27 protein-coding genes and 1 pseudogene are annotated in these 24,315 nt (G+C 46.9%); 19 read left to right on the plus strand and 9 right to left on the minus strand.

The genetic code is table 11. The features are described from left to right. Window positions 1-57: 57 nt before the first annotated feature. The 9 genes and pseudogenes from EDC32_RS03010 to EDC32_RS03050 form a co-directional block, all read left to right on the plus strand. The gene (locus EDC32_RS03010) at window positions 58-1,107 is read left to right on the plus strand and encodes a Bug family tripartite tricarboxylate transporter substrate binding protein (RefSeq protein WP_375163179.1); all 1,050 of its coding nucleotides are present in this window, start codon (window positions 58-60) and stop codon (window positions 1,105-1,107) included. A gap of 56 nt (window positions 1,108-1,163) precedes the next feature. Further along, a complete protein-coding gene (locus tag EDC32_RS03015) occupies window positions 1,164-1,613 on the plus strand; it encodes a tripartite tricarboxylate transporter TctB family protein (protein ID WP_132219961.1) in 450 nt (149 codons plus the stop codon). Between the two features lie 15 nt (window positions 1,614-1,628). Continuing rightward, window positions 1,629-3,155, plus strand: coding sequence for a tripartite tricarboxylate transporter permease (locus EDC32_RS03020; protein WP_132219962.1), 1,527 nt, complete (start codon window positions 1,629-1,631; stop codon window positions 3,153-3,155). 148 nt (window positions 3,156-3,303) lie between these two features. Then, entirely contained in the window at window positions 3,304-3,792 is a 489-nt protein-coding gene (locus EDC32_RS03025; RefSeq protein WP_132219963.1) for a hypothetical protein, read from the plus strand. Between the two features lie 158 nt (window positions 3,793-3,950). Continuing rightward, the gene (locus tag EDC32_RS03030) at window positions 3,951-4,388 is read left to right on the plus strand and encodes a DUF6884 domain-containing protein (protein WP_132219964.1); all 438 of its coding nucleotides are present in this window, start codon (window positions 3,951-3,953) and stop codon (window positions 4,386-4,388) included. Then, window positions 4,389-4,889 carry a GIY-YIG nuclease family protein gene (locus EDC32_RS03035; RefSeq protein ID WP_132219965.1) on the plus strand — a complete coding sequence of 167 codons (501 nt, stop codon included), beginning with the start codon at window positions 4,389-4,391 and terminating at the stop codon, window positions 4,887-4,889. Further along, entirely contained in the window at window positions 4,886-5,509 is a 624-nt protein-coding gene (locus EDC32_RS16220) for a hypothetical protein (RefSeq protein ID WP_158283208.1), read from the plus strand. The genes EDC32_RS03035 and EDC32_RS16220 overlap by 4 nt, the downstream gene beginning before the upstream one ends. A 215-nt stretch (window positions 5,510-5,724) precedes the next feature. Beyond that, the gene (locus EDC32_RS03045; RefSeq protein ID WP_132219966.1) at window positions 5,725-6,180 is read left to right on the plus strand and encodes a hypothetical protein; all 456 of its coding nucleotides are present in this window, start codon (window positions 5,725-5,727) and stop codon (window positions 6,178-6,180) included. A gap of 37 nt (window positions 6,181-6,217) precedes the next feature. Then, window positions 6,218-6,307, plus strand: a pseudogene (locus EDC32_RS03050) (LuxR C-terminal-related transcriptional regulator); the annotation flags it as partial. Between the two features lie 207 nt (window positions 6,308-6,514). Here the strand turns inward: EDC32_RS03050 and EDC32_RS03055 are convergent. Further along, window positions 6,515-7,987, minus strand: a complete 1,473-nt coding sequence (locus EDC32_RS03055; RefSeq protein ID WP_132219967.1) for a protein adenylyltransferase SelO — start codon at window positions 7,985-7,987, stop codon at window positions 6,515-6,517. A 416-nt stretch (window positions 7,988-8,403) separates the two neighbouring features. Here EDC32_RS03055 and EDC32_RS03060 point away from each other — a divergent pair, with 416 nt between their 5' ends. Next, window positions 8,404-8,715, plus strand: a complete 312-nt coding sequence (locus tag EDC32_RS03060; RefSeq protein WP_132219968.1) for a hypothetical protein — start codon at window positions 8,404-8,406, stop codon at window positions 8,713-8,715. A 92-nt stretch (window positions 8,716-8,807) separates the two neighbouring features. Here EDC32_RS03060 and EDC32_RS03065 read toward each other — a convergent pair whose 3' ends face one another. Further along, the gene (locus tag EDC32_RS03065) at window positions 8,808-9,515 is read right to left on the minus strand and encodes an N-acetylmuramoyl-L-alanine amidase family protein (protein WP_158283209.1); all 708 of its coding nucleotides are present in this window, start codon (window positions 9,513-9,515) and stop codon (window positions 8,808-8,810) included. A 237-nt stretch (window positions 9,516-9,752) separates the two neighbouring features. Between EDC32_RS03065 and EDC32_RS03070 the strand changes: the two genes are divergently transcribed. Next, a complete protein-coding gene (locus EDC32_RS03070) occupies window positions 9,753-10,856 on the plus strand; it encodes a DUF2157 domain-containing protein (protein ID WP_132219970.1) in 1,104 nt (367 codons plus the stop codon). Next, window positions 10,853-11,416, plus strand: a complete 564-nt coding sequence (locus EDC32_RS03075) for a GDYXXLXY domain-containing protein (RefSeq protein WP_132219971.1) — start codon at window positions 10,853-10,855, stop codon at window positions 11,414-11,416. The genes EDC32_RS03070 and EDC32_RS03075 overlap by 4 nt, the downstream gene beginning before the upstream one ends. 90 nt (window positions 11,417-11,506) lie before the next feature. On the opposite strand, the gene EDC32_RS03080 is transcribed toward EDC32_RS03075, so the two are convergent. Together EDC32_RS03080 and EDC32_RS03085 are read right to left on the minus strand one after the other, a co-directional pair. Continuing rightward, the gene (locus tag EDC32_RS03080) at window positions 11,507-12,268 is read right to left on the minus strand and encodes a MerR family transcriptional regulator (RefSeq protein ID WP_132219972.1); all 762 of its coding nucleotides are present in this window, start codon (window positions 12,266-12,268) and stop codon (window positions 11,507-11,509) included. Between the two features lie 198 nt (window positions 12,269-12,466). Beyond that, window positions 12,467-12,655, minus strand: coding sequence for a glycine zipper domain-containing protein (locus tag EDC32_RS03085; RefSeq protein ID WP_132219973.1), 189 nt, complete (start codon window positions 12,653-12,655; stop codon window positions 12,467-12,469). Between the two features lie 283 nt (window positions 12,656-12,938). On the opposite strand from EDC32_RS03085, the gene EDC32_RS03090 reads away from it, so the two are divergent. Continuing rightward, entirely contained in the window at window positions 12,939-13,355 is a 417-nt protein-coding gene (locus tag EDC32_RS03090) for a GNAT family N-acetyltransferase (RefSeq protein WP_132219974.1), read from the plus strand. Between the two features lie 20 nt (window positions 13,356-13,375). On the opposite strand, the gene EDC32_RS03095 is transcribed toward EDC32_RS03090, so the two are convergent. Next, the gene (locus EDC32_RS03095) at window positions 13,376-14,281 is read right to left on the minus strand and encodes a PhzF family phenazine biosynthesis protein (RefSeq protein ID WP_132219975.1); all 906 of its coding nucleotides are present in this window, start codon (window positions 14,279-14,281) and stop codon (window positions 13,376-13,378) included. Between the two features lie 304 nt (window positions 14,282-14,585). Beyond that, window positions 14,586-14,834, minus strand: a complete 249-nt coding sequence (locus EDC32_RS03100; protein ID WP_132219976.1) for a hypothetical protein — start codon at window positions 14,832-14,834, stop codon at window positions 14,586-14,588. A gap of 351 nt (window positions 14,835-15,185) precedes the next feature. Here EDC32_RS03100 and EDC32_RS03105 point away from each other — a divergent pair, with 351 nt between their 5' ends. The 5 genes from EDC32_RS03105 to EDC32_RS03125 all read left to right on the plus strand — a co-directional run bounded on the left by EDC32_RS03105 (window position 15,186) and on the right by EDC32_RS03125 (window position 20,910). Continuing rightward, a complete protein-coding gene (locus EDC32_RS03105) occupies window positions 15,186-15,632 on the plus strand; it encodes a protease complex subunit PrcB family protein (RefSeq protein ID WP_132219977.1) in 447 nt (148 codons plus the stop codon). 42 nt (window positions 15,633-15,674) lie between these two features. Further along, window positions 15,675-16,046: a hypothetical protein gene (locus EDC32_RS03110; RefSeq protein ID WP_132219978.1), complete on the plus strand. Its 372-nt coding sequence runs from the start codon at window positions 15,675-15,677 to the stop codon at window positions 16,044-16,046. 345 nt (window positions 16,047-16,391) lie between these two features. After that, window positions 16,392-17,081 (plus strand): futalosine hydrolase, encoded by a 690-nt coding sequence (locus EDC32_RS03115; RefSeq protein ID WP_132220915.1) that lies wholly within the window; start codon window positions 16,392-16,394, stop codon window positions 17,079-17,081. Further along, complete coding sequence (locus EDC32_RS03120; protein ID WP_022735974.1) at window positions 17,078-17,929, plus strand: 1,4-dihydroxy-6-naphtoate synthase; 852 nt, start codon at window positions 17,078-17,080, stop codon at window positions 17,927-17,929. Before EDC32_RS03115 ends, EDC32_RS03120 begins: the two co-directional genes overlap by 4 nt. Before the next feature lie 305 nt (window positions 17,930-18,234). Next, window positions 18,235-20,910 carry a S8 family serine peptidase gene (locus EDC32_RS03125; protein WP_158283210.1) on the plus strand — a complete coding sequence of 892 codons (2,676 nt, stop codon included), beginning with the start codon at window positions 18,235-18,237 and terminating at the stop codon, window positions 20,908-20,910. 64 nt (window positions 20,911-20,974) lie between these two features. Here the strand turns inward: EDC32_RS03125 and EDC32_RS03130 are convergent, their stop codons facing one another. After that, complete coding sequence (locus EDC32_RS03130) at window positions 20,975-22,036, minus strand: endonuclease/exonuclease/phosphatase family protein (protein ID WP_132219980.1); 1,062 nt, start codon at window positions 22,034-22,036, stop codon at window positions 20,975-20,977. 318 nt (window positions 22,037-22,354) lie between these two features. Here EDC32_RS03130 and EDC32_RS03135 point away from each other — a divergent pair, with 318 nt between their 5' ends. Continuing rightward, window positions 22,355-22,603, plus strand: coding sequence for a hypothetical protein (locus EDC32_RS03135; RefSeq protein ID WP_029071755.1), 249 nt, complete (start codon window positions 22,355-22,357; stop codon window positions 22,601-22,603). A 42-nt stretch (window positions 22,604-22,645) separates the two neighbouring features. On the opposite strand, the gene EDC32_RS03140 is transcribed toward EDC32_RS03135, so the two are convergent. Both EDC32_RS03140 and EDC32_RS03145 read right to left on the minus strand, forming a co-directional pair. After that, a complete protein-coding gene (locus EDC32_RS03140; RefSeq protein WP_132219981.1) occupies window positions 22,646-23,065 on the minus strand; it encodes a hypothetical protein in 420 nt (139 codons plus the stop codon). Between the two features lie 233 nt (window positions 23,066-23,298). Continuing rightward, complete coding sequence (locus EDC32_RS03145; protein WP_132219982.1) at window positions 23,299-24,216, minus strand: DUF4349 domain-containing protein; 918 nt, start codon at window positions 24,214-24,216, stop codon at window positions 23,299-23,301. Window positions 24,217-24,315 lie beyond the last annotated feature (99 nt).

Here is a 24,315-nt window from a genome sequence, read left to right on the forward strand (position 1 = left end):
GCTTTTGACCCTGCTCCGTGTACAGTAGAAATATCACGCAATCCATTTTGCACAACGATGAAAGCGTTCACATGGGGAGGGGTTTCGATGAAAAAAATCTCCACCGCCTTATTTGCGGGAGTGTTGGCCCTTGGTCTTGCTGCCTGTTCACAAAAGCCCAACTTTGCGGGAAGTGGGTCTGGTTCTGGCGACTATCCAAGCAGAGCTGTCACGATGGTCGCTCCATCGGGAGCTGGAGGCGGCTGGGATCAGACGGCACGCTCCATCAGCAAGGTGTTGCAAGAAAGTAAATTGGTGAATCAATCTGTGATTGTTGAAAATCAACCGGGTGGTGGAGGCGCGGTTTTCTTGGCGGAGTATGCTACCCAAGAGGCAAAGAATGACTACAAACTGTTTGTCAATTCTCCGCCTTTGTTAATCAATCATCTGAAAAAAGAAGGGAACAGCCCATTTGGCTATACAGATGTGACACCGCTCGCCCAATTGACCAAAGATTATGGTGTCTATGTGGTTAAAGCTGATTCGCCAGTGAAAGACCTGCCCTCCATGCTGACTGAACTAAAAGCCAATCCAAAGAAATATACCTTGGCTGGAGGTTCTGCACCTGGCTCCATGGATCACCTGATCGCGATTTTACCCGCATACCAGTCGGGGATTGATGCGAAAAAACTTAAGTATGTCTCTTATGATGGCGGAGGGGAGGCCATTGCGGCCCTGTTGGGTGGCAACGTGGACATGATCGCAACGGATGCTTCCGCAGTGGGTGAATATAAGAAGGCCGGCAAAGTGCGGGTGCTTGCTGTCACTTCTCCCGAGCGGTTGGGCGGGGAATTGAAAGATGTTCCAACCCTCAAAGAACTTGGTATTCAACATGCTGAATTTACCATTTGGCGCGGAGTGTTTGGCCCAAAAGAGATGACACCGGAAGCCAAGAAGTTTTGGGATGGGAAGTTAAAAGCGTTGTCTGAACATGAAGCATGGCAAAAAGAGTTGAAAGCGAAAGGCTGGCAGAGTGAGTACAAAAATTCAGACCAATTTTCTGCTTTCCTCAAGGAGCAAGATCAACAGGTTCTTGAACTCTTAAAAGCATTGGGAATGAGCAAATAACGGATTTAAGCATGGGAAGGAGGTACGCCCCTTCCTCTGGCAAGGGGGGGTTCAAGATGAGTCGTTTGTTTGATCGATATGCAAGTGTCGTGTTTTTGCTCATTGGCATCTTTTTTATCGTAGAAAGCAGAGCGTTTTCCACCGCAGCGTATGGGAGTGGAGTGGGCCCTGATCTATTCCCGACATGTCTTGGTATCATCATGGTCTTATTAAGTATCCGGCTTTTTTACGAAACATTCAAATATCCGCCGGGCAATGTTAACAAGGCAAAACTAGATTGGAAGAGGTTTGGCATTTTGCTCATTGCGGCGATTGGCTATGCGTTAATTCTGGAATGGATCGGTTATGTGCTGGCTACCTTTCTGTTTTTGCTTATTGGCTTTCAAACCATGGAGCGGGGCAAATGGCTGAAGTCGACAGTGATTTCCGCTCTGTTTTCAGGCGGGGTTTATTATGTATATGTACATGTCCTGCAGGGAACTCTTCCCGCTTTCCCGTTGTTATAGAGGGGCGATGACTTGATGAATACGTGGGAATTTTTGTACAACGGATTTTTGGTTGCTTTGCAGCCGGTGAATCTGATCTACGCTTTGGTTGGGGTGTTGATAGGAACGGCAGTGGGAGTGTTGCCCGGAATCGGGCCGATGAGTGGGGTGGCGTTGTTGATTCCAATCACCTCCACGCTTACCGCGGGAGCAACTCCTGAAGAGGCGGCGGCAAGTGCAATCATTTTGTTGGCGGGTGTTTATTATGGAGCGATGTATGGTGGATCAACCACGTCCATTTTGTTAAACACGCCTGGGGAATCTTCATCCGTTGTCACCGTGCTTGACGGATATCAACTTGCGAAGCAAGGACGTGCAGGCTCCGCATTGTCCATTGCGGCGATTGGCTCTTTTGTCGCGGGGATTGTCTCGCTGATCGCACTTGTTTTTCTGGCTGTCCCTCTATCTGAAGTTGCCATCCGATTCGGCCCGGCTGAGTATTTCTCGTTGATGCTTTTGGGTTTGTGTGCGGTAAGCGGCCTCGCCGGCAAGTCGATGACAAAGGGACTGATTATGACCGTGGCCGGGCTCCTGCTTGCTACTATCGGCATTGACAATGTTTCGGGAGTGGCCCGGTTTACTTATGATATGCCGATCCTGTATCAGGGATTGGAATTTTTGACGGTGGCCGTGGGCTTGTTTGCTTTGGGTGAAGTGTTCAAGACGATATTGGAGAAAGAAAGCAATGATGACCAAATTGTGAAGATCGGACGAGTGACTCCCACAGCAACAGATTTGAAAGATAGCGCAGGCCCCATTGCAAGAGGCTCACTGTTGGGATTTTTTATCGGTGTGCTTCCCGGAGCTGGTGCTACCTTGGCCTCTTTTTTCTCCTATATTTTAGAGAAAAAACTGAGCAAAAACCCCGACAAATTTGGAAAAGGTGCGATTGAAGGAGTGGCTGCCCCGGAGTCGGCTAACAACGCTGCTTCTGGTGGAGCGATGATTCCCTTGTTAACCCTCGGAATCCCAGGCTCGGGAACAACGGCGATTCTGATGGGAGCCTTGATTATGTACAACGTGCAACCCGGCCCGCTATTATTTGATGAGCATCCGCAGGTGGCTTGGGGTCTTATCGCCAGTATGTTTATCGGAAACGTGATGTTGCTGGTTCTCAATATGCCGTTGGTGAAGATGTTTGCCAAGATTATTGAAACTCCGGCGAAATACTTAATTCCGATCATTATTGCGATTTCGTTCTTTGGTGTGTATGCGGTACAAGTGAATACATTTGATCTCTATTTATTGATAGGATTCGGGGTGATCGGATACTTTTTAGCGAAGCATGATTATCCGCTTGCTCCGTTGGTGCTGGGTTTGGTGCTTGGGCCGATGATTGAAAACAATTTGCGCCGCGCGCTAACCGCTTCCAACGGGGATTGGAGCGTGTTTGTCACCCATCCTCTCTCCCTGACTTTTCTTATCATCGCCGCCCTCTGGCTAATCATTCCCTTTATCATGAAACTACGAGGCAAAAATGTGGTGATAAATGAAGAGGGTTGATGGTACGGACAAGAAAGTAGCACTTCCTAGTGTGTATGGCTAGGGAGTGCTTTTGTTGCTTTAGAGGCTACGTGTGTATGATTAGATAAGGGTAAAATGAAAGAGAGAATTGTTTCAACACGATTTTTTCGGACTATTGGAGTGTTAAATGAAGATGATGAAATACAAAAGCAGAAAAACGAGTCAATGGTTATTAAAAATCAATCGCGATCCGTATGTTGAAGATCCTGATTGGGACTTGATTCAAAACTGTCTCAGCGAGATGGATGGACAACGTTTATCCATGATCCTGCTTCGTAGGAAGGCCAAAGGTGAAATCATTATTCATGGTGGAAACTTTTCAGATGGTAAAAAAATATACTACGTAAACTATTGGTATGAATTAACGGATCAACTCTTCCAGGAGGAAGAAGAAATGGGAATCGAGGAATTGTATCCATATGATATGCATTATGAGTTAGTAGATGACACAAAAACAGAAGATAAGGAATGCCAAATTACGATTTCGCAGCTTACCGTTATGCCGGAAAATGTATGTGTTTGCTGGGACCATATGATCCAAGCGGTCAAACACTTTTTTTATCATGATGGTGAGCTTCATCCCACATTAAATTGGCGGGAGTTTGAGATGTTTTAATCCTAGGTCTATTTCAAATGGCATATATCAGCAACAGTGCTGATACTAGAAAAGGTTGAACTATTGCATTTTTGTGATTTCCAAAACGCGGAATTGAGTTTATCATGGTTATAAATTCTTAGTAGTAAGTAAATTTGCAAGGGGGGAGAAGTTACCATTTGAAAATTGGTTTAATTAGTTGCACTAAAAAGAAAAGGTCATATGCTTGCTTAGCTTCAGAAATGTACAGTATTTCCCCGTTATTCAAAAAATCTTACTCCTACTGTAACGACCATTATTGCCGGGTGTACATTTTGTCAGCTAAGTATGGTTTGTTGAGGCCGGATGAAGTTATACAACCCTATGATCAAACTCTAAATGCCATGAACATGCAAGAAAAAAAAGAGTGGTCTGAACGGGTTTATCAACAATTCCTGATGGAAATGAAGAATCATTCATGGAATTGGAGCGATATCCGACTGGTAGCTTTTCATGCGGGAAAAGCGTACAGAAAGTTTTTAATTGAACGATTGGCTGAATATGTAACGGTATCTGTTCCAATGCAAGGATTGGGGATTGGTGAACAGCTCAGTTATTACAAGAAGGAAGGATATTAAGTGATTTTTACGACTGACCAAGACCGAAAACAAGCATTATTGGATCAATGGTTGACACTTTTTTTAGATGAAAACTCCTTTTTGTTGTTTGACAAGGATGGGGTAGTGAATGCAAAAGAGGCAAGTACAAAGATAAAAACTGCGACTCTCCATTGGAAAGATTTTGATCAAAGCCTTTATGTTTTGCTAATTAGATTGAAGTCGACGTTTGTCCCAGTTTATATCGGTAAAAGCAACAATCCACTGAATCGTTGGCAGAGTCATATCAAATCTTTGGTAAAGGGAAAGGGCTCATATCAGCGTTGGCGTTCGTTGCTTTTGAATGAAACAGGAACGTTTAAATATGCGACATTCTTGTTGATTGTACCGGACTATATGATAGCAAAACCCGTGATTCCCGGATTTCCGCACACGGTTGGGTCCATCGAATATCAACTTATCGGCCTTGCTTCAGATGTGCTTCCAGATTATCTGCTCAACTTGGAGGGGAACAGGCGATGATAAACTTAATGGAATGGTTAAAACAAGTGCCAGAATACCGATTCATTCCATTGTTTGAAACAAACGAAAATCTGCAAGTGGAAACACGGGTAGTGGCAAAAAGCGAGCGAATGCTGTTAAAAAGAAACCGAACCATGGAGAATGCTGTAATTGCCATCGTAGAGAGTGGAATGAACAAGGAAGAGTGGCAGGGTTTATTTTATATTATGGGAAAGGGTGAATTGGAAAATTTTTGCCTAATGTACATAGGCAAAACGGAAAAGAAGGGCACCAAAAACCCAATCAGTGAGAATATCAAAAATATCAGAACCAACAAAGGGAAATTTGCGAGGTGGGGAGACGGGAACCAATACCATATTGGGGATTTGAGTCAAGTTTTATTCAAATTCAAATCTTACCAACAACCAGCTAAAAAGTATATCAGGTGGGCTGAGGCCATGTTCCAGTCGTTTGACCCGCCAATATTGAAAGAGCAAATCAATCTGTATTTGGCTCCATGGTATTCGTATTCGAAGGGGCCTGCCGGCTTGGTCTGCTCTTTGCCAGCTGTAGAAAAGGAACTGATTTCCATTGCTTCCGTTCAATTTAGAGAAACGTTATTAAATGTAGATGGCGTTTGAGTCACACCTTAGTGCGAGATGTGTGCAGAATTGAAAAAGTGGGTTTATAAGATTTAGGCTGTGTCTGGCAAATCAAGTTGGTGGAGAAGAAGTGACGGAAAAACCTTTTCTCGAAGAGCGCTGATGCACAAGTGAAGCGAATGAGAAAATGGTTTTGGAGCCGCTGGCCTAAGGTGAAGTTTTGAGTCAGATTTGAAGGAGGAATAAGCCTTTTTGTGTGCAAATTTAAGAACCTCGCTTCCAGAGAAGAGGTCAGCAATAAAATGAAAAAAATCACATATAGGCAATATCAATTCGTTTTGCCTTCAGATCATGTTGATTCTGATTTCGTGGCGGAGTTGGCAGATTCGGTGGGCTTGGCATTTAACGCTGAAGATTACGATGACCATTGGTTCGACCGATCCAAAAGCCATCCCTATTTGATTAGGGAGTATAAAAAAGATCCTAATGTATTTTTCTTGATCATTATCCGTGAGGAATACCTGGTAATACGGTTTAAAAAGATGGATGAGGAGAGAGTGAAAGATGTGATCAACCATCTTTGGAACACTGGTTCTATTAAGAAATATGCTTCTGGCCAAAAAGGTCCTGACTTCTCCAACAAGCTTCATGATCCCAAACATGATTGGGTTCCAAAATTGGCGAAGCAGTTTCATCTCGATGGATTATAAGATTTATACGACCTCGTCCCTTTTTTTGCAAGTGGTACACATCAGCAACGTGATGCAGAAGCTTAATGTCAAAGGTCGTTCCCAAGCGGTCGTCGAGTTGGTGCGCCTGGGCGAACTAAAGATATAATCGATGGATACCCCTGCGGTGAAGTGGGGGTGTTTTTGTCTGTCCCTGGTTGCCAGTTTCAGCTGAGTATTGATACATATCATATCTCGGTATTGATTCCATTCCATTTCATGCTTGTCACTCTCGCAAGGGTAAAGACAGGGAAAACTCCGGCTATGTCTGGCTAAGCCGGAGGAGCCTGTCAATATCACACCAGTGTTATTTATATCATGTACCGCAGTACGTTCGGTAAGGCTGGGATGATTCCGGAGGCACTGTGCAATAATCAGTTTGTTCAGGTGAGTGGGCGAAGGGGTTTGAAAGAGCTTTAAGAAGCTTCTTCATCACGCTCCTGTCTCCATTAACAGAGGCTTCAAGTGCCTCTTCCACTCGATGGTTCCGAGGAATTAACGCTGGGTTGTTGTTTCGCATCAATTGGTGAGAAGCGGACTTAGGTTCTGGTTGTCGTGTCAGCCTGTTATGCCACTGTTCGCGCCATTGGGTGAATTCCTGAGATCGAAACAGGGCGGTGTCTTCTGTCTCATCAAAAGTTAACGCGCGGAAGGTGTTGGTATAGTCTGCACGGTGTTTTTGCATGAGGTTAAGGAGATCTTTGATCAAGGTAATGTCTTCTTTTTCTTCATTAAAAAGCCCCAGCTTGGCGCGCATGCCATGAAGCCAGTAATAGTGATACTGCTTGGCGAAGTCCGATACGGCCTCTTGAGCCAGTTCGACGGCTTGTGCTGGATTATCGTGTAAGATGGGCAACAACGCTTCTGCAAATCGTGCTAGATTCCATGCAGCCATGTGCGGTTGATTACCGTAAGCATAGCGACCTTGAAGATCGATCGAGCTAAATACCGTTGCCGGGTCGTATGTGTCCATGAAAGCGCATGGCCCATAATCGATGGTTTCTCCGCTGATGGTCATGTTGTCCGTGTTCATCACTCCATGAACAAATCCGACCAATTGCCACTTGGCAATCAGCGCGGCTTGGCGCTTGATCACTTCCTGAAGCAGGGACAGGTAGCGGTTTTCAACCTCGCTGATCTCTGGGAAATGGCGTTGCAACGCATAATCGGCCAAGCTTCGAAGCTCCTCAGGGGTGCGAAAATTTGACACATATTCAAAAGTGCCGACGCGAAGATGACTACTGGCTACACGGGTCAGAATGGCGCCAGGAAGTTCCGTTTCGCGGAACACGGATTCCCCGGTTGTCACTACCGCCAAACTTCGGGTGGTGGGGATGCCAAGCCCATGCATCGCTTCGCTGATGATGTATTCGCGCAACATCGGCCCCAGTGCTGCCCGACCATCCCCGCCGCGGGAGTAGGGCGTTTTGCCGGCCCCCTTGAGCTGAATATCGACCCGTACACCCGTGGGCGAGATATGTTCGCCCAGTAGCAATGCTCGCCCGTCCCCCAACATGGTGAAATGACCAAATTGATGGCCTGCGTACGCCTGAGCGAGAGGCATAGCACCTTCGGGTATTCGATTGCCGGCTAGTACCGCCACGCCGTCTTCGCTTTGGAGCGCTTTGATCTCCAATCCTAGGGAAGTTGCCAACTGTTCGTTGAAAATAACCAGTTTCGGAGAGCGCACAGGCGTCGGTTCGTGTAAGGTGAAAAAAGATTGTGGCAGGCGGGCGTAACTGTTGTCAAAGTTCCATCCTGCTGCCACCATTTCGTTTTTCGGTGTCATAGTGTCTCCTTTTTTTATTTTGTATTCACACCTATTATATCGTTCAATCAACCCTTTTTATTGTCTACTGCTGGCAAATGATTATACCTTTTTTCATCTTATAGGGATCGTGAAAATGGGAATTGGGGTAAGAAAAAAGCGGTTTAAGAGAAGTAGTTTGATGATGAATGATCAATAACCAATTCGTAAAAAGGAGAGGCATCATGCACAGAAAAAATTCCCCGCTAATCCAGGGCTCCCCCTGATTTTCTGTACTCCGGTCACACAGGAGATACGTAAGCGCTTTGAGAAGCGTCTCCGCCCGGGTTGCCCACAATCTTGCGTTGCGGCATTAATTTGGCTTCTTGGTTTTACTTCGGTACTGTGGAGATTCATTATGCTAGGACCCCTTTGTTTCAAGGAAATTGTGAACACCATTGAACTTTGTTTGCGCTGTGTTGCTGCGGTTGGGGCATAAGATCATATGTGATCCTGATGGCTTGGCACAGCAGTTGGTGCTTCCGTTGATGGATATCCTCTGCACACGCTGGTTTGAAGAACGGTGTGGCTGGAAGAGTTGTTCATCCCGATTTTGTCACTCCTCGTTGCCGGACGGGGAGATCCATTATCATCTTCCCGTACTCGATGGGTTGCTGATTGCTGTTGAAATGCCAGATGGCAAGATGTGTAAGTATGTTGTATGTCCACCTGCCACAGGATGGAATTGGCTACGGCGAATGTACAGGTGATCAAGGTATCAATATTTCCCAGGAAATCTTTACTGTTTAATAAGCTGATCAGGCCCTTGTCGTTTTCATACGACAAGGGCCTGAAATAAAAATCAGGTATCTCGCTTTTTAATGATGATTTCATCGGCTTGGTCAAGTACCGCTTTTTCGACCTTCTCTTTGATGATAGCCGGGTAAGCGGTATCTACAACAAAGGCGCCGTTTACGGTGACGCGATACATCGGCTTCGGGGTTGTATCTTTTTTGCTCAATCCCAGCGCTTTTGCGATTCCTTCGACAATGGATTGAGCCAACCCATCCAAAAATTGTGCGTCACGCAACAACTGGTTTTCTTTTTCGTTGGAGATGAACAAATTTTCAAGCAAGATCGCCGGCATGTTGGTTTCTCGGAGCACTGCAAAGTTGGCGCGTTTTTTGCCCCGATCGTTAATATTGTGTTTCGTCAAATATTCCATCACGCGATCATGCACTATTCCTTGATAACGCGCCGTCACAGAAGCCGCATTGGGGTGGATAAATGATTCAAATCCGCTTGCTGAACCACTGGCGGAGTTGTTATGGATAGATATGAACAAATCACAATTCCGTTTATTTGCGAATGCGGCTCGCTCATTCAGCTCAAGAAAGCGGTCATCCCATCTTGTCAGAGAAACCACTGCATCATCATATTGGCCAAAGTGGTTATTCATTCGCTTGGCAATGTTAAGTACAACCTCTTTTTCTTGCAGTCCGAATCCTACTGCACCAGTGTCTTTCCCTCCATGGCCGGGATCAATGATGATATATTTGCTCAGGGTCACCCTCCCCTTTCTGAAAAATGGGTTAAGCTGAAAAGTCCCGAGATGACGGCAACATCCAATGGGTGATATAGTGTGGCTAATAAGTATATATTAGATAAATCAATGACGATTTCCTATTGTTTTTTAAAAAAGAGCGGCGGCCAATTGGTTTTCCCGACGGAAGAGGTTTGAGATTGGGGGTGAAGGGAAATGGGCGTATGCATGGGAATTATTACGGAGAAAGGAGTAGTTTGATGAATGGAAAAGAATGATGTGAATCAAAAAGAACACAGGATGATTTCTCCTTCTCGATTTGCATGGTTGAAACAAGAGTTGACATGGCATGAACGAGAAGGACGGATCCAGGCGGAGCAGGTGCGTGCGATCCTGTCGGGTTATGAAGTGCGGGGCGGGCTCAATTTCATTCGAGTTCTTTTGGTTATTGGCGCATTGTTGGTTGGGGTCGGGGTGTTAAGTTTCATTGCCGGCAACTGGAGTGAGTTGCCCAGAATCGTGAAGTTCATGCTCATCTTGTGTGGCTTGGTAGGGGCTTATGTAGCGGGTTGGCGCCTGGAGCGGCCCTATCCCAAAACGGCAAAAAGTTTGTATTGTATTGGTTTGGCGATTTTTGGAGCAGGCATCTTTTTGATTGGACAAATGTTTCATTTCTCATCACATTATTCCCAGGCTTTTCTGGCGTGGGCCATCGGGGCGATCCCGCTGATCTTTTACTTGAAAGACAAATGGGTGGCTCTGTTTGCTATGGTGTTGATGGGTGTATACACGTCAGCTGCTTGGAATGAGGGGGTTGATTATCCATTATTGACATTGGTGATGGTTCCGTTGAGCTATTGGTTGAATGAACGGGTGTTGGGAAAATCGAAGCTCGTGTTGTTCTTTGCCAATGGGTTGGCGATCTATTGGGTTTGGGCGACGATGGGTTATTTCAATCTGTCTGGGGGCGTCATGTCAGCGGTTTTGTTGGTGCTTGGGGTCACGATGGCTTTGCTCCCTGGCCAGAGGTATGCGGCTGTACTAAAGTGGCAGGGAGGTATTGTTCATGGCTTGGCTGCCGTTTTTCTCACATTTCCGGAATATTGGCAAGTATGGGAACGGACCTTTGGTTTTGCGGGGTTGGGCGTGCTTGTGGCTGCCGCTTATCTGGCTCTGATTTTGTATTCGCTTAAAAAAGGAAGCCTTCCGGCTGTCATCATTACTTGTGTACTCATTTTCCGTTTTTATCTTGATCTGTCTTACGACTTTTTGCCCAAATCGCTCTATTTCTTGCTGGCGGGAGGATTGCTGATCGTTTGTGGATTTTGGATTGAAAGAAGCCGGAAGAAAAAGGAGGAGCGAGTATGAATAATAACGTAAGCCACATTTATCCAACTCGGTGGTTTTGGATTGTGCTCCTTGTTCCGGTGGGGATTTTGTTATCAATGACGGTTCAGCCGTTGCTGGCATTGTACGCAGGGGAACGGATCACATTGCAGACTGTTCCGGTTGACCCCAGGGATCTATTTTACGGTGATTATGTACAACTTCGATTTGCGATTGAAGAGGTGGACGGTTCCGTGGTCGACAAAGCACTGGTGCAAAAAATGGTGAAGAATCCAGAAGCCGACCGTTATCCTGTGTATGTTTCCCTGCGGAAGAACGGGCAAACAGCGGTTGTTGCCTATGTGTCAGAAAAGCGGCCTCGCACTTCCCTGTATCTCAAGGGCGAGTTGATGCCGATTTGGCAATGGGAAAACGGCCAACGGCGAGCCAAGTACGCTATTGATTACCAATTGGATCGCTATTATGTTGAGGAAGACAGCGGTCTGGAGTGGGAAAAGCTGGCCCGGCAAGGCAAGGTCTGGGCTGATGTGAAGGTGAAGGGAGGATATGGCGTCATGCTTGAGCTTAAGCCGGCTCAATGAACACGACGCTGAGGGACCCCAACATATCGCATGCACACAAAAGAAACCGGCGGACTAAGCCTGCCGGTTTCTTGCATCTGTGCGACATATTCATTTCACGGCGCCGGTGTAGATGTGAATGGCGTCTCGCAAAAATTCGGCCATGCCCGGCTGTTTTTCATAGTATGCTTTGAATCGTTCATCTTCCACATACATCTGAGCCAGGCCTGCATGGGCTTCCGGGGTGTATTCAGCCCAATAATGCAGTAACCATTGCTTGTGCAATTCTGCCGTTTTTTGTGCGAGGTCACTTGCCGGGTCGCCATTGGCGAAAGCTTCGGCCAGCGTGGTCAAGATTTCATCCGCCAACCGATTCGCCCTTTCAAAGTCTTCGGGGGTCATGTTTTTTAATATTTCGTTCGACCGGTTTACGACATCGTCACCATATTTGGAACGGATTTCTTCCCCGTATTTTGCTTCATTCTCCTCAATTAACTTTTGCTTAAAACCTTCAAATTTTTCTTTGTCGCTCATGATGGTTCTCCCTTCCGCCGCAGCGATGGTTTTTTCCACATTGGCAATCAGCATGTCAAGCTGCTTGCGTTTGTCGAGGAGCCGCTCATGGTGTTCTCGAAGCGCTGTTGTGCCATCGTAATCGGGGGAAGTGACGATTTTTTTAATCGTGTCCAAGTTGACACCCAATTCTTTGTAAAACAAAATCTGTTGCAAGCGGTCGACTTCTGCTGACCCATAGATGCGATATCCTGAGGAGTTGATTCTGGCCGGCTTCAGAATCCCGATCTCATCATAGTACCGCAATGTTCGTGTGCTTACCCCCGCCAACTGACTTAGCTTCTGTACCGTGTATTCCATGTGCTCACCTCCTGACACCTTCACTGTACACCTTTACGTAAACGTCAATGTCAATCATTTTTTTGAGAGTTGTGCTATACGTGAGGTGTGCCGGGTTTACTCATGACGCAGGCGGCGGATCAGCCAAAAAAAGAAAAGAAGAGCCTCTCCCCTTCTTTTCTTTTTGCACCGTTATTATTTTCATTAAATAATGGCTTATTATGAGTCCATTTTATTCTTTTCGGTCGATTTAGAAGCGTTTTTTACTAGGAATGCGCCGTACAAGCATCCAATGGAAAGGCCGATTCCAATACCAAGTGCCAAATTGTCAAGGGCTAAGCCGATGGCCATGCCCACAGAGAAGCCGGTGCCGACGCCTATGGCAAAAAATGATTGACGATGATTCATGATGTTCGCCTCCCTATGTATTGACTCATGATGAGAAGGAGTGGGGAGTGGGGAACCCGTTGTCCCTCTCTCCTGACACTTCCCATATACCCTTTTTAAGACGGATATAATCAAGTGATATGCTGTGCGCATGATATCCACGTGATGATCGTTCCTCATTTTGTGTTTGATTTTTCTTTATTTCTAACATTTTTGTGTCTGTGCAGATAGGTAAAATATAAACTATTTTTCTATACGTCCTGTTCGATTATACTGAAAAAAATGTTTTTTGGAGGAAGAAAAGATGGAGTGGAAGCACGCAAGTTTACCATATCGTATCAGTGATAACAAAGAGTTGTTGGAGCTGGACACCATTTATCACTTGTTGCAGACAAGTTATTGGGCTGCAAAACGTTCGCGGGAAACGGTGGCAAAGAGCATTGAACACTCTTTATGCTTTGGCCTTTACGGAGAGGGAGGGCAAGTCGGGTTCATGCGAGTGGTGACAGATTACGCGACCTTTTCATGGATTTGCGATGTGATTATCGATCCGCGCCACAGGGGCCAGGGGCTGGCAAAATGGATGATGCAAGTGTTGGGGGAGCACCCCGCCGTGCGTCACACGTATATGATACTGGCTACGCGCGATGCGCACGGTTTGTATGAGCAGTTTGGGTTCCAACGGCGGGAAATATTGGACAAAAGACCTGTTAACAGCTGAAGAACGAAGTTAGTCGCTTGTCAAAGGAGAGATTGCAAGTCTACCTTTTTCATTTGCGAAATGGTTGCCGTTCCACCTACCCATGTTTGGATAATGTGGTTTTTACTCACAATGCCTGCCGTTTCGAGTAAACTGGGCCTTCCCATGGCAAATCCTTGTCCGACGGTATATGCATATCGCCCATTCTGCTGATGGCGAGAAGGGGAATAAAAAGCAAGGTATGCACCGAGTGCACAAGCAGCCACGCCTGTCGCCGGATCTTCGTTGTATCCGACTTGGTTGGGAAATTGTCGGGCTTCAACATCACATTGGGCGAATTGGGGGCGCAATGTGAACGGATAAAAGCCGGTTGTCCCATATCGGTCACACAATTCCCATAGTAATGCGAAGTCAGGTTCTAATCGTTGCAATGTGTTGCCGTTGCGAAGGGGGATCATCAGCTTGGGGCGGGCGGTGGAGACTGATTGAATTGGCCCTACGCTCAGATCGAATGCTTCCTCGCTGATCCTTAAGGCTTGTGCCACTTCTGCGAGTGTCGGATTTTTCTCGCTGAACTCAGGGGGGAATTGGTTCACAGTAACCTGCAAACGTTCGTGCTTCTCTTGAGCCCGCACTTTTACCTCGCCCAGCGGAGTTTCTATCGTTCCTTGTATTTGGCCCCTCTGTTGTGACATGCACCAATAACTGACTGCTCCTACAGTGGCATGAACACACATGGACATCTCATGGTTGGGAACAAAGTATCTCAGTTTGAAAAGAGAAGTCGGACGGTCAGGAGACAAGATAAAGGCAGTTTCAACACCAAAACGAGCAGCGATCTGCTGCATTTGCTCACTTGTCAGGGATTCCCCACCCAATACCAAGGGACAGGGATTACCACTATCCGCAGTCAAGCCGAATACATTGGTTTGCACCACCGTTGCCATCTGCGTGGCTCCTTTCTGGAATTTATTTGGAAAAACAAGGTTGAGACAGATGCGCCACCCTGTAGCTGGATGATCACATGATCGATCTCTTTTTGTGGATATTGATGGCTAACATTTGTTCCAATATCACTTAAGGAGCGTGCGGTAGGTTTGTCAAAATGGTGGATCGGATCCAATCAAAACACATCTATTAAAATTATGCGATTTGTTATGAACAGACGCAAGCAATTAAAAAATAGATAAGCGATTTATTGTTGCAACCAAACAGCCTAAGAGGCTACCACACACCGTGGTAGCCTCTTTGTCAATAAGTTTGATTGCCGTAATTAAGTTCAAAATCGATTTTCATGCCTTTGGGAATCTTGATGCGCAAGGTGTAATTTCCTTTCGGTGGTTCTTTCAGTGCCTTGGACAGGAGATTGTGACGCTTGACTTCATTTGCTTTGAGCGCGACGGAGTAAGAGCGGACCGCCTTGTCCGTTTTTTTTGTTTGAGAGCGTTTGAAAGCGAGCATGTATTTGGCGATGGCTGGTTGCCAACAAGGAGGAGGCAAAAAAACATTTTCCAGTGTCGCAAATCATGTGATGTTGATGAGGAGGATTTGCCAAGCGTACGATTGCCAGTGTAAAACGACTGGTATAATGGGAGAATAAATAGCAGTGTAGAGATGGGTTTTTGTATGAAAAATATATATAGATTTTTACTATTAAACGAATTTGTGTGGAAGTGAGTTTCGATCATGTTGAGTGAATACAAAGGTAAAGTGGGGTTTTAGTGATTGGTAGGGGGTTATCCTGCTTTTTATATTGAAAATAATATTTATTTTTATTATATTCTATATGCAAAAATACAGATGAGTATGTTATTATAGAAAAGGAGTAAATTTTAGAAAGGGGTTTTAAATGTGGATGGGAAAAGAATGGGAGTTTGTTTGCTCGCTTTCTTGATGGTCACCGCATTGTGTGGAGTGATTCCGTCCAATTCTTACGCGTCTGCAGAAGAAACAATTGAAACCTCGTTTAAAATTGCAGAAAATATTAATTATTTTCCGGATGAAGTGAAAAGCAAAGTGCAAGAACTTCAGTGGCGGGTTACTGATGGCCATGCATTGGTTCATAAAGATGGAATTGCTTATGTGATTTTGTCTTTGGGAATTCGGCCGACAACCGGCTATGCGATCGAGGTTGATAGTGTTGTCCGGATCAATGACACTCGGTTGCTCATTTGGGCTAATGAAATTAAGCCGCAGCCTCATGCCGTAGTCTCTCCGCAATTGACCAGCCCCGTCCAAGTTCTGTCAATGCCTGATCCTTCCCACAAGATTAAGCATGTTTCCGTATGGATTAATTAAATAGAATAACCTTTGCCTTATTTATTCGTTGGAGGAAAGAGCATGAATAAGTGGTTGGTATCTGTAGCGTTGGTTTTAGTGAGCATATGGGGGCAAGCGTCCATGGTCAGAGCACATGAGCAGGTGGCGTCGATGCAAGCCGCAGCCGGCCAGTCGGGTGATGCCGCCTGTGAGAATGGACGGCTACAAGCGTCAGTAGTTGATGGAGGAGCATCAGTCCGCCTTGAACCACGCGTAGACGCGGAGGTGGAACTCACGTGGCCGGGGGGAACCACCCATGGTTTTAACGGGATGGTAAAGGGTGATTTGGTAAACGGGTCAAATATTTGGTACTTCTTTAACACATTGATGGGTTTCCGTTATGTCCATGCTTCTGAACTGCAAAGCATCCAATGCATGAATTATTCAAAATGAATCAGCTGATGCGCCTGTGACGGTACACCTAAAAGATCCTCGCCTTGACTAGGGTGTGTCTGGAAAATCAAATTGGTGGGAAGAAGCGGAGGAAAAACCTTTTCTTGAGGAGCGCTTCGTTACGCGTGAAGCGAATGAGTAAATGGTTTTGAAACTGCTGAACTACTCATCAGACACACCCTGAGGCGGGGCTTTTTTTGTTGCCCAATATCAGGTGTGAAAGCTGATGAAAGGGCTGGTACGGCAAATGCACGTACGCGGTTTGCATGATTTGATGTCATGGCTGATCCCCTTTATAATTAGGAAAGCGAAATAAAGGAGATAGTGCAAATGAATCTTGATCAGATGCAAGAAACGCCTACAGTGTTTCATGCGAAGAAGCAGGAAGCAGGAATGCGTGTGCTCATGGTCACTGCAGTTTCAGCTGAAAAAGAAGCAGTGTTGCGTGGGATTGGCGACACCGCAAATTTTCATGTAATGGCTGCTGGTGTTGGGCCCGTTGCAGCCGCGATCAGTACAGCGACGGCATTGGCTGCGGGCAAGTATGACCTGGTGATTGCGGCTGGCATCGCTGGGGGGTTCAAAGGAAGAGCTGAACTGGGTTCGCTTGTAGTGGCGGATGAGATCATCGCCGCCGATTTGGGAGCGCAGTCACCAGAAGGGTTTCTCAGCTTGGACGAGCTTGGCTTTGGTTCAACAAGGTTTCGGGCGGACGAAGACTGGATGAGACAAGTCGTTGAGGCTTTGCACATGGCTGGATTGCCGGTCACCACTGGTGCAGTTCTTACCGTGTCAACGGTGACGGGCACGGCAGAGACTGCCGCCGAGCTGGTTGCACGGGTGCCGAGAGCCACCGCTGAAGGGATGGAAGGATTTGGTGTGGCCGCCGCAGCGAGCCGTTGCGGTGTGCCAATTCTTGAACTGCGCGCCATCTCCAATCCTGTTGGCCCGCGCGACCGGGATGCTTGGCGAATCAGTGAAGCGTTGGAGGCGTTGACTGCCGCCAGCTCAGTACTACGGGAGGTGTTGACATGAAGATCGCTTTTTCTCCTTGTCCCAATGACACATTTGTATTTCACGCTTGGGTGCATGGGTTCGTGCCAGGCGCGCCGCAATTAGACGTCACGTATGCCGATATTGACATCACCAACGGGTTAGCCGCCGAGCCGGGCGGACCGGATGTGTTGAAAATATCGTGTGCGGCTTTGCCGTGGGTGATGTCAGAATACGTTTTGTTGCCGTGCGGGGGTGCCCTGGGAAGGGGTTGCGGGCCATTGGTGTTGACGGCTGGTGAAGAAGATGCTTGTCAGCCGGATATGTTGTCAGGACGTAGGGTGGCTGTTCCCAGTGAGCGTTCAACCGCTTATCTTTTGTTTCGGCTATGGGCGGCTCAACAGGTGCCCGGAGGCGTGGGTGAGATTGTGGTCATGCCGTTTCATGAAATTATGCCGGCAGTGCGTGACGGAGCAGTCGATGCTGGCTTGGTGATACATGAAGCCCGTTTTACTTACCCGTCTTATGGTTTGAAACAGGTGGTCGACTTGGGGCAATGGTGGGAGGAAGACACGGGCTTGCCGATTCCACTGGGGGCGATTATCGCCCGGCGCTCTCTCGACGTTGAGGCCATCGCAGGCTGGATCCGCGCGTCGGTCGCATACGGCTGGGCGCATCCCGCCGCTTCACGGGAGTATGTGTTGCGCCACGCTCAAGAGTTGGATCCGGAAGTGGCCCAAGCGCACATCAATCTATATGTAAATGAATACACGGCCAATTTGGGCGAGACCGGATATGCAGCAATCAATGCTTTGCTTGGCCGGGCCGCACAAGAAGGACTGGTGCCCAAAGTCGATCCGGCGGTACTATCATTTCCGCAAAGAGTCTGATAGAAGCGGTACCTCCATTGGCTTACAGGACGTGTTACCCACCCCCGTCAACGATACATGGCGGGGGTGTTCTTATGACTGTTTGGGGAGTCAGGAAGGAAAAAAACGACAAATTTGTTAACAGCAAACTTTCGTAGCATTTATGTAACGATTTCGAAACAACTTTTCTCGGGTATAGATTTATACTTAATTTAAATTTAAAAATTTTATAATGGTGGTGATTAAAGGGAAAAGGTGAATTAATTGTCTGTAGGATGAACATTTTCATTTTATTAAAATGTTTGATTATATGGAGGGGATTCACTATGAAAAAGCTTATCCCTTATGTATTGTGTGCCTCTCTTGTGCTGGGAACGGGAGGATGGGGGAGTCCGGCTGTTGCCGCATCGCCTACTCCTCATGTTGCGGCAACTGCGCAAAAAAACAAGTTGGTGCCGGGTGTTGTTGCCAGCAAAGGGAAACAAGCTTCTGTCATCATTGAGATGAGCGAAGCGCCAACCGTGGTGTACAGTTCTTTGTCTAAAACCAAGAAGGGGCCGCTGAAAAACGAAGGGGAATATCGCAAATACTTGGGCCAAAAACAAAAGCAGTTGATTGCAGAAATGAAAGAACGCTCTCCGGGCCTGCGGGTGAAACGTACCTATGATACGGTTTTCTCAGGTATGGCTGTCACCCTCAAAGGGGATGATTTACAAAAAGTGGCGGCTTTTCCCGGTGTGAAACGCATCCACCCTATACGTACTTACAAAGCCTTGATGTCTAAAAGCGCCCCGCTGATCGGAGCACCGGATGTTTGGAAGATGCGCGATGGCCGAAAACAGGCGGTTACCGGCAAAGGCATCAAAGTTGCTGTCATCGATTCGGGCGTGGATATGAATCACCCTGATCTGAAAAAGAATATGATTGGCGGATATGACTTTGTAGAAAATGACAAGATTCCGCAGGATGAAGTGGGGCATGGCACACATGTCGCCGGGACCATCGCGGCCAACGGAAAAATCAAAGGGGTGGCTCCCGAAGCATCCCTGTTGGCTTACCGGGTATTGGGGGCGCATGGCGGTGGAACCACGGACTGGGTTATCAGTGGGATCGAGCAAGCGGTCAAAGACCGAGCCGATGTGATGAACCTCTCTTTGGGGATGGATGTCAATGTGCCGGATGAAGCTGTCTCTCAATCCCTTGAACGGGCGGTCAAAAAAGGGATTGTGGTTGTTGTTGCCAACGGCAATGCGGGTCCCGCAACCTGGAGTGTCGGAGCACCTGCCGCATCCCCCAATATCATCTCCGTCGGGGCTTCAACGAAGATTATTCCTTCCCCGGTTGTGCAGGTAGTCGGGGACAACAAGAAAATGGAGACCAATTTAATCACTTCATCGCCCCAATTTCCATTGAAGGGAACTTATCAGCTGGTAGATGCAGGAAAAGGTAAAAAATCTGACTTCAAAAAAATCGATGCCAAAGGCAAGATCGCATTGGTTCAACGGAGCGGTGATGATGTACAGGAGGTTGCCGAAAACGCCAAACGAGCTGGAGCGATGGCTGTAATCATCTATAATCACCTCAAAGGTGACTGGTTTGCCATCCCGATGGAAACAAATGAAAATGACGAACCGGACACAAAGCGCTTTGTGCCAATCGTGACGATTTCCGGCGATTTTGGTACCCACATCAAGAATCAGCTAGCTGCTGGCAAAACAGAGATCAAGCTCAGCTCAGTCAAACGGGAAAAAATGGTCGACTTCAGTTCACGCGGACCGGCCAATGGCATCTGGGATGTTAAGCCGGATGTGACAGCACCCGGTGTCGACATTGTAAGCACCTTGCCCCGTTCCTTAGAGAAAACGGGATATGGAAAAATGAGCGGAACAAGCATGGCTACCCCGCACGTGGCTGGAGCTGCCGCATTGCTTTTGCAGAAGCATCCCGACTGGAATCCGGAACAAGTAAAATCGGCCTTGTCTAATACGGCGGTCAAGCTGAAGGATACGGAGAAGAAAGAGTATTCCCCCATTTCGCAGGGAGCTGGGCGTATTGATTTGCCCAAGGCGATCACTACACAATCCCTGGTCGTTTCAAACCGCCTCAGCTTTGGTTTGTTACAACCCAAAACTGGGGTGAAGAAGATCGATCGAACCTTACGGGTAGAAAACCTGTCTGGCAAAGCGAAACGCTATGCCGTACGAGCGGAGCTAGACAATGGCAAAAAAGGAATTCGCGTGACTGTTCCGTCCACCCTAGTAGTCGGTGCTAAATCACAGGGGCAGGTGCCGGTGACGATGAGCTTTAACACATCTTTGCCCCGCGGGATTTACACGGGAGCCGTATTTTTGAAAGATGGAAAACAAGAATTGAAGGTTCCCTTTATCGCTTTGAATGAACCGAAGGGCTATGAAGTCATCACCAGTTTGGGACAATCTGCATACATCATCTCACCCGACGGCAAAGATGAACACAAATTTACGCTCTTGACGTACTATTTGGCTGTGGTGCCATCTTCGTTGAAAATCACCGCCGAAAGCTCGGAAGGCGGGAAAAAGTATCTGCTATATCAAACCAACAATCCGGCCGCTGGCTACACGGATTGGATGTGGGATGGGAAAGACAGCAAAGGGAAGAAGTTACCTGATGGAGATTACGTGATTATCGTCGAATGTGAATACTTGGGGAAAAAAGCAGAAGCCAACTTCTTCGTCCTCATCGACACCAAAGCCCCGGTTATCACCGAATTAACAGCCGACGCTGATCAACTGTCAGGCAAAGTGAAAGAAGCTTGGCTGGAAGAGGTGAGCTGGCGTCTCGCTGGAGAGAAAGATTGGCAGATTATCGAAGATTTGAACTATGTTGAAGATGGATTATTTGAGTTCCATCATGCGTTTACAAAGGGCCAATTGAAACCCGGCAAAAATTCGGTCACCCTTCGAGTGAAAGATGCTGTGGGTCATGTGACCACCAAAAAGGTGGAAATTGCTTTGCCGCAGTGACATAGGCAGGACAAAGCCGCTGACATCCGCCAATCAGGCGGGCCGGCGGCTTTTTTCATGCTTGTTATTTTAATACAAATTCGGCGGTAACGGGATTATGGTCACTGTATTCAAATTGAAGCGAATGGCCATATACACGTTTCACTTCTACATTGGAGGAGACCAAGAAGCCGTCGATGTTGGACTGAAAGTTGATTCCCTGCTTAAAAGGGAGTGCCAACGTTCTGGATGTGGGAACACTGCCATCTGCCACCCAAGTAAACCCTTTGGGCAGAAAGTCGGGCGGGATCGTTTGCATCCACTCAGGCCAAGATTCTTTCGCTTTAAATCGTTTTGGGTCCGTGCCAGGGATCAGGTGGTTCCAGTCTCCGCCCAGAATCAAATAGTTTCCTGCTTGCACGTGGCGTTGCATAAATTCTTTCAAAAAGGCCAGTTGTTGCTTTCTGACTTTTCCGCCTTTGTCAAAGGCAGACAGATGCAGGTTAACTAGGATCAATTCTTTCCCATTTTGTAAGGGAATCCGATTTTCCATAATACACCGGTCCAAGTCAAATGGTTGCTGTGGCCAATCTTCCTTGCCATACAGGGAGAAGCGGGTGCTTTGCTTCAACTGATACTTGGATAAGGTGACCAGTCCCCCGTTGACAGAACCCATGGGGTCGAAGATGGGTATTGGCACCCATGGCACCAAATAATTTTGGGCAAACACCAATCCATAGTCCGGAAGATGTTGCCGCATGGCGGCCGGTTGGTTGATATGATAGCTTCGGGACGAGTCCACATCCACCTCTTGCAATAGATAGAACGAAGAAGCTTCTTTTTTCAAAAAGGCAAGGATCTTGTTTAAGTTTTTTGTAGTTTGCTCTTTACTGGCGGCACGGGAGCGGGTTCCTCCATCCATGAAGAAGTCTTGGTCTTTGTCCAAACCGGCGTAGCCGATGTTAAACGTGGTCACCGTGAACGGGATACCAGTAGTCAATTTCTGGCTCGCGTTATTGTTGACGGTGAGAGGCAGGATCGGTTCAGGTTCATAATCGGTCAGCGTCACATACAACAAAAACGCGCCAAAACACAGCAAGACCAGGGAACTGAATAAAGCCAATCCCCATAATGTCTTTTTTACCATTGCGAATCCTCCCATTTGTCTAGTTGCTCGATGTGGATTACATATCTTTATTCTTTTGTCAGATATGATCTCTATGCTTAAGAATACTAAATTGCAACAAGCAATTGAATTATTTGTCTGATGAAAAAACGTTTTTTGGCGCTACTAGGGCAAAACGGTGAATGATCCATGTCATTTGTGCAAGCCTATTGAATTGCGCTGGTCGTTTATCGCATAGTAAGAAGGGAAGGGAATGAATTGAACGATCATTCCGTCATATAGGAAATAATCATGATCATATTACACACCCCAAACAGAAAAAATGATGGGGGGCTTGACATGGGATTGTTTAGTGGGAATCAGCAGCAGAGGAGAAAGCAAAGTGATGCGAGCAAAATGTCCCTGTTTGCGGGGTACAGCGGGGATGATTTTGATCAAAAGTATCTTGAAATTTTAGACAGAAAGAGAAAGCGGTTGCAAGCAGAAGCGAAACGGCTTCAAGAAGCGCGCCAATCCGAAGAGGATGAATATCAGCGCAAAATTCTTGAAGCCATCCAGTTGGCCAATCGGGGAAAACGGAAACGCTGATGGGGTGGCCGGTTATTAGGCTGAGGGGGATCCTCAGCCTTTTTATATCAATACGTTTTTTTCATTCATCGGGATCAGGTTGGCTTCCATCAACCATTCAAAAACACGGATGATTTCCAACCACACATTGCGGGCTTTTTTGTGGCCAAGTACGCTGGAAGCGATGGCGCAGTCCTCCATCCATTCTTTCAATTTGGCTGGCGTGGGCGGTTCTTCGGGATATTCCTCCCGGTAAGATTGCAGCAAAATGGGTTTAATCTCATGATAATAATCGGCCAAGCACAACAGGAACTGGGTGTCACAGTCCACATCATCCTTATACAGTTTGCGCTTTATGCGCTCTTTGTCCTTGTGCCAATTCAACACAATCCGCTTTTTGGTCAGACTGCTCATAAATTGGTTCAGTCTGCTCCGAAAAGGAATGCTCAATAACTGCAATTCTTCATTTGATCTGGTCGCCACTGCCATCTCCATCCTTTCACAGCTTGTCTTGTACTAATTACCACTTTTTCTTTGATTCCCCTTCAACCTACCCATTGTATATAAAATTGGCGAGAAAGGAAAAAGGATGGAAGATGGTGTCCGGCGAGTAAGGACTTGATTTGGCATTCCCACAAGACGCAAAAAGCCGGGCTACATTACGTGTCCCGCTCTTTTGCATTGCTGACCGACACCATGCGTACCTATGCCGCCTGTTAATAGGATGAATCTGAAGCAGGGGGTGGGGTCGGCTGGTTATTTTTCTTTTTCATTCGGCGCACCAACCAAATCACCGGAACCGTAATCACTCCCAAGACAAACAAGATGGGTAAAGCAGCAGCAAGGAAAATGAGCAAGTTTTCTCCAAATGCCTTTAGTCGGGCGATGCTTAGCGAAAACGCTTCAGCCATCTGTTTGCCCAAAGATGGGTTGGATGCGGTGGGTGAGACGACCGCTTGCTCGATGGTGAGGTGGACGGTGGAAAAATTCACTTTGTTGTTTAAATAGTTTAACCGTCCTTTGATTTGTTCGATTTCTTCTTGAGTTTGATTCAATTGGGTGGAGATGCTAAGTAAATCACTTGTTTTGGTAGCCTTATTCATGAAATCAAGTAAACGGTTTTCCATCACTTGTTTCGCTTTCAGCCGCGAAGCTAGATCCACCATTTCTTCGGAGACATCATTTCCATTGATTTGAATGGAAGGAGAGGGGGCCTTTGTCAATTTGGGTATCTCCTTGATAAATGGGTCAAACTGCGCTTGTGGAATACGGTAGGTGAAGTCGCCCCGGATCGTGTGGCTCGATCTTTCCGAGCTGTTTATCATGTAACCGCCATGTTGCTCCACCAGCGCTTCCAGCTTGGTTTTTGTGTCCTTGTAATTGGGCACAGTCAAGTTGATGCGCGCGGTGTAGATCATTTTTTTGCTCATTTTTTGCGTCGATGGCAATTGGTTGGAGGTGGTGGAAGCGTTGTTGGCCGCCGTCTTGTCGAACGAGTGGTTTGCCATGCTGCCAGATGTGTGTTGGAGCGGTTGGCTGGTGTCCATCTGTATGCTATGCGAGCTGCAACCGACCAATAGGGTGAAAGCCAGGCCGAACAAGAGTGCTTGAGATCGGCGCTTACCTGAATGCATGTTTGTTTCCTCCGGTTTTTCTTTTAATGTGATTAGGTTGTTGCTCAATTGTGACGTGTCTTATTCTGAAATAGTTGCAAAATATTGTGTGACAGGTTG

It is taken from the genome of Laceyella sacchari (assembly GCF_004343255.1).
Lineage (GTDB): Bacteria > Bacillota > Bacilli > Thermoactinomycetales > Thermoactinomycetaceae > Laceyella > Laceyella sacchari.

Bases quoted from the DNA above. Each gene is read 5' to 3' on its own strand.
- EDC32_RS03010 (WP_375163179.1), top strand. From the start codon at position 58: ATGAAAGCGTTCACATGGGGAGGGGTTTCGATGAAAAAAATCTCCACC.
- EDC32_RS03015 (WP_132219961.1), top strand. From the start codon at position 1,164: ATGAGTCGTTTGTTTGATCGATATGCAAGTGTCGTGTTTTTGCTCATT.
- EDC32_RS03020 (WP_132219962.1), top strand. From the start codon at position 1,629: ATGAATACGTGGGAATTTTTGTACAACGGATTTTTGGTTGCTTTGCAG.
- EDC32_RS03025 (WP_132219963.1), top strand. From the start codon at position 3,304: ATGAAGATGATGAAATACAAAAGCAGAAAAACGAGTCAATGGTTATTA.
- EDC32_RS16220 (WP_158283208.1), top strand. From the start codon at position 4,886: ATGATAAACTTAATGGAATGGTTAAAACAAGTGCCAGAATACCGATTC.
- EDC32_RS03055 (WP_132219967.1), bottom strand. From the start codon at position 7,987: ATGACACCGAAAAACGAAATGGTGGCAGCAGGATGGAACTTTGACAAC.
- EDC32_RS03070 (WP_132219970.1), top strand. From the start codon at position 9,753: ATGGAAAAGAATGATGTGAATCAAAAAGAACACAGGATGATTTCTCCT.
- EDC32_RS03075 (WP_132219971.1), top strand. From the start codon at position 10,853: ATGAATAATAACGTAAGCCACATTTATCCAACTCGGTGGTTTTGGATT.
- EDC32_RS03080 (WP_132219972.1), bottom strand. From the start codon at position 12,268: ATGGAATACACGGTACAGAAGCTAAGTCAGTTGGCGGGGGTAAGCACA.
- EDC32_RS03085 (WP_132219973.1), bottom strand. From the start codon at position 12,655: ATGAATCATCGTCAATCATTTTTTGCCATAGGCGTCGGCACCGGCTTC.
- EDC32_RS03090 (WP_132219974.1), top strand. From the start codon at position 12,939: ATGGAGTGGAAGCACGCAAGTTTACCATATCGTATCAGTGATAACAAA.
- EDC32_RS03095 (WP_132219975.1), bottom strand. From the start codon at position 14,281: ATGGCAACGGTGGTGCAAACCAATGTATTCGGCTTGACTGCGGATAGT.
- EDC32_RS03110 (WP_132219978.1), top strand. From the start codon at position 15,675: ATGAATAAGTGGTTGGTATCTGTAGCGTTGGTTTTAGTGAGCATATGG.
- EDC32_RS03115 (WP_132220915.1), top strand. From the start codon at position 16,392: ATGCAAGAAACGCCTACAGTGTTTCATGCGAAGAAGCAGGAAGCAGGA.
- EDC32_RS03120 (WP_022735974.1), top strand. From the start codon at position 17,078: ATGAAGATCGCTTTTTCTCCTTGTCCCAATGACACATTTGTATTTCAC.
- EDC32_RS03125 (WP_158283210.1), top strand. From the start codon at position 18,235: ATGAAAAAGCTTATCCCTTATGTATTGTGTGCCTCTCTTGTGCTGGGA.
- EDC32_RS03130 (WP_132219980.1), bottom strand. From the start codon at position 22,036: ATGGTAAAAAAGACATTATGGGGATTGGCTTTATTCAGTTCCCTGGTC.
- EDC32_RS03135 (WP_029071755.1), top strand. From the start codon at position 22,355: ATGGGATTGTTTAGTGGGAATCAGCAGCAGAGGAGAAAGCAAAGTGAT.
- EDC32_RS03145 (WP_132219982.1), bottom strand. From the start codon at position 24,216: ATGCATTCAGGTAAGCGCCGATCTCAAGCACTCTTGTTCGGCCTGGCT.